This is a genomic window from Acidovorax sp. KPB24-07 (assembly GCF_057543315.1).
In genome coordinates, this window is record NZ_BAAJYS010000415.1 from 1 (window position 1) to 2,833 (window position 2,833).

3 protein-coding genes are annotated in these 2,833 nt (G+C 70.0%); 2 read left to right on the forward strand and 1 reads right to left on the reverse strand.

Translation table 11 applies throughout. The annotated features are described in order from the left end of the window. The first annotated feature begins 488 nt into the window (after positions 1–488). Complete coding sequence (locus AC27IQ_RS21845; RefSeq protein WP_487090768.1) at positions 489–1,547, forward strand: sensor domain-containing diguanylate cyclase; 1,059 nt, start codon at positions 489–491, stop codon at positions 1,545–1,547. Positions 1,548–1,574: 27 nt separating this feature from the next. Here AC27IQ_RS21845 and purN read toward each other — a convergent pair whose 3' ends face one another. Continuing rightward, entirely contained in the window at positions 1,575–2,159 is a 585-nt protein-coding gene (purN, locus tag AC27IQ_RS21850) for a phosphoribosylglycinamide formyltransferase (protein ID WP_487090769.1), read from the reverse strand. Positions 2,160–2,180: 21 nt separating this feature from the next. Between purN and AC27IQ_RS21855 the strand changes: the two genes are divergently transcribed. Further along, on the forward strand, positions 2,181–2,833 hold a 653-nt coding region (locus AC27IQ_RS21855), incomplete at its 3' end, for a YceH family protein (protein WP_487090770.1).

A 2,833-nucleotide genomic window follows, 5' to 3' on the forward strand; every position in this document is an offset into this window, starting at 1 on the left:
GCAGCAGCAGCAGCAGCAGTACCGGCCAGGACGACGGCACCGCCAGCGCCTCCCGCAGCGGCCAGCGGCTGGACCTGACCCAGCTGGCCGAACAGGCACGCCGGCAATACGCGGCGGCCGCCAGCGCGTGGACAACCAGCAGCAACGCCAGCACCTTGAGCGCCCTGGCCTGAGAGGGCCGCCGGCCGCGCCCGCAGGCACCGGGCGCCCGGCCCTTTGGTTTTGCCGGTCCACGCAGTGCTGCACAGCCCGTCAGTGGACGAGCTGCGTGGACCGGCACCCCGCGCCGATGGCATTGGAGCAAAAAACGGCTCCAGCGCAATATCATCTAGGGCATGTAGCTATATTTTTTATAGCAAACTCATTGGCATGCCTGCCACGCTGCCGTCTGTATCCCCGGGCAAAGACCCTGGCCGTATCAAATGGATACAACGGAATGACCGGATGCTGCGTACACACTCACTGTCGTTCCTTCAGTGAAGCCATTGATGCCCCCCATCCAGAAACCCGACGCTCCCGCCGGGGCCACGCAATCGCCCCCATCCCAGGGTGCCCCCCTGCCCTTCAACGAGCCGCAGCGCCTGGAAGCCCTGGAAAAATTGCGCGTGCTCGACACCCGCCCCGAACAGGCTTTCGACGACCTCACCATGCTGGCGTCAGCGGTGTGCCAGGCGCCGATCGCGCTGATTTCGCTCATCGACGCGGAGCGGCAGTGGTTCAAGTCGCGCACCGGCATGGACACCCCCGAAACCCCGCGCGAGCTGGCCTTTTGCGCCCATGCCATCCTGCAGCCCGACTACGTGTTCGAGGTGCCCGATGCGCACCTGGACCCGCGTTTTGCCGGCAACCCGCTGGTCACCGGCGAGCCGGGCATCCGGTTTTATGCCGGTGCGCCGCTGGTGACCTCGGATGGCATGCCCATCGGCACCGTCTGCGTGATCGACCGCGAGCCCCGCACCCTGACGGACGCCGAGCGCCGCGCGCTCGAATCGCTGGCCCGCCAGGTGGTGACCCAGCTGGAGCTGCGCCAGGCCATGGCCGGTCTTGAACTGGAGAGCATGACCGACGGGCTCACCGGGCTGTGGAACCGGCGCTGCCTGGACCGGCAGTTGCGCACCAGCTGGGACGAAGGCAAGCAGGCCGGGCAGCCGCTGAGCTTGGTGATGGTGGACCTGGACCATTTCAAGCGCGTCAACGACGAACTGGGCCACCCGGCCGGGGACGACATCCTGCGCCATGCGGCCGCAGTGGTCCGCAGCCACGTGCGGGCGGGCGATTTCGTGGCCCGCTTCGGCGGCGAGGAATTCTGCGTGGTGCTGCCCCAGACGCACGCCACCGGCGCCCGCCTCGTGGCCGAGAAGCTGCATGCGGCATTGAATGCCAGCACCTGGCCGCACCGGCCGGTCACCGCCAGCTTCGGGGTGGCCACGGCGGGGTTCGAGGAGGTGAGCGATCCCCACGCACTGCTGGCGCGGGCCGACCGGGCGCTCTACGTGGCCAAGGATTCGGGACGCAACCGGGTCTGCGTGTTCGACGGCTGGTCCTGAGCGGGGGCCGCCGCCCGGCGGTCCGGATCAGCCCAGCCGGTGCAGCAGTTTGAGCACGGCGCGGGGGTAGATGGCATGTTCCTGCGCCAGCACGCGCGCGGCCAGCGCCGGCGCCGTGTCGCCGGGCAGCACCGGCACCACGCCCTGGGCGAGGATGGGGCCGCAATCGAGTTCGGCCGTCACCTCGTGCACGGTGGCGCCGGCCACCTCGCAGCCCGCATCGATGGCGCGCTGGTGCGTGTGCAGCCCCGGAAAGGCGGGCAGCAGCGAGGGATGGATGTTGACCAGCCGCCCGGCGTAGCGCGCCACGAACGCGGGCGTCAGGATGCGCATGAACCCCGCCAGCACCACCAGCGCCGGCGCATGGGCGTCGATGCGCTCGGCCAGCGCCGCATCGAAGGCCTCGCGAGAATCGAACGCCCGGTGGTCCAGCGAATCCGTGGCGATCCCCTCGGCCCGGGCCCAGGCCAGGCCCGCGGCGTCGGCCTTGTTGCTCAGCACGGCCGCCACCCGGGCGCCGTGGCGGCCGGCCCAATCCTGCTGGCGCGAAGCATTCACGATGGCTGCCATGTTGGAGCCGCTGCCGGAGATCAAAATCACGATGCTCTTCATTGCCGGAAATTATCCCCCGCCATGCCCTTCGATCCCCGCACCCGCCCCCTGTCGCCCACCGAGGCCCGCGTGCTCGCCACGCTGATGGAAAAAGCCCGCACCGTGCCCGACAGCTACCCCCTCACGCTCAACGGCGTGCTGACCGGCTGCAACCAAAAGAGCAGCCGCGACCCGGTGATGCAGCTGACCGAGTCCCAAGCCCAGGAGGCACTCGATTCGCTGCGCCTGCGCACGCTGGCGGTCGAGATCGGCGGCAACCGGGCGACGAAGTTCGAGCACAACTTCCCGCGCGGCATCGGCGTGCCCGACCAGTCGGCGGTGCTGCTGGCCCTGCTGATGCTGCGCGGACCGCAAACCGCGGGCGAGTTGCGCATCAACTCCGAACGCTGGCACCGGTTCGCCGACATCTCCTCGGTGGAGGCCTTCCTGGACGAGCTGCAGTCGCGCAGCGAAGAAAAAGGCGGCCCGCTGGTGGTGCAGCTGCCGCGCGCACCCGGCGCCCGCGAGCAGCGCTGGGCCCACCTGCTGTGCGGCCCGGTCGATGCGAGCCAGTACGCCGCCGGTTCCTCGGCCGCCGAGGCCCCCGCCGCCCAGGGACTGGCCCCGCGCGTGGCCGCGCTGGAGGCCGAAGTGGCCCAGTTGCGCGCCACGGTGCAGCGCCTGTGCCAGGAACT

What these genes read in the sequence shown, in the direction of transcription:
- AC27IQ_RS21845 (WP_487090768.1), top strand. Translation starts at nt 489, where the DNA reads ATGCCCCCCATCCAGAAACCCGACGCTCCCGCCGGGGCCACGCAATCG.
- purN (WP_487090769.1), bottom strand. Translation starts at nt 2,159, where the DNA reads ATGAAGAGCATCGTGATTTTGATCTCCGGCAGCGGCTCCAACATGGCA.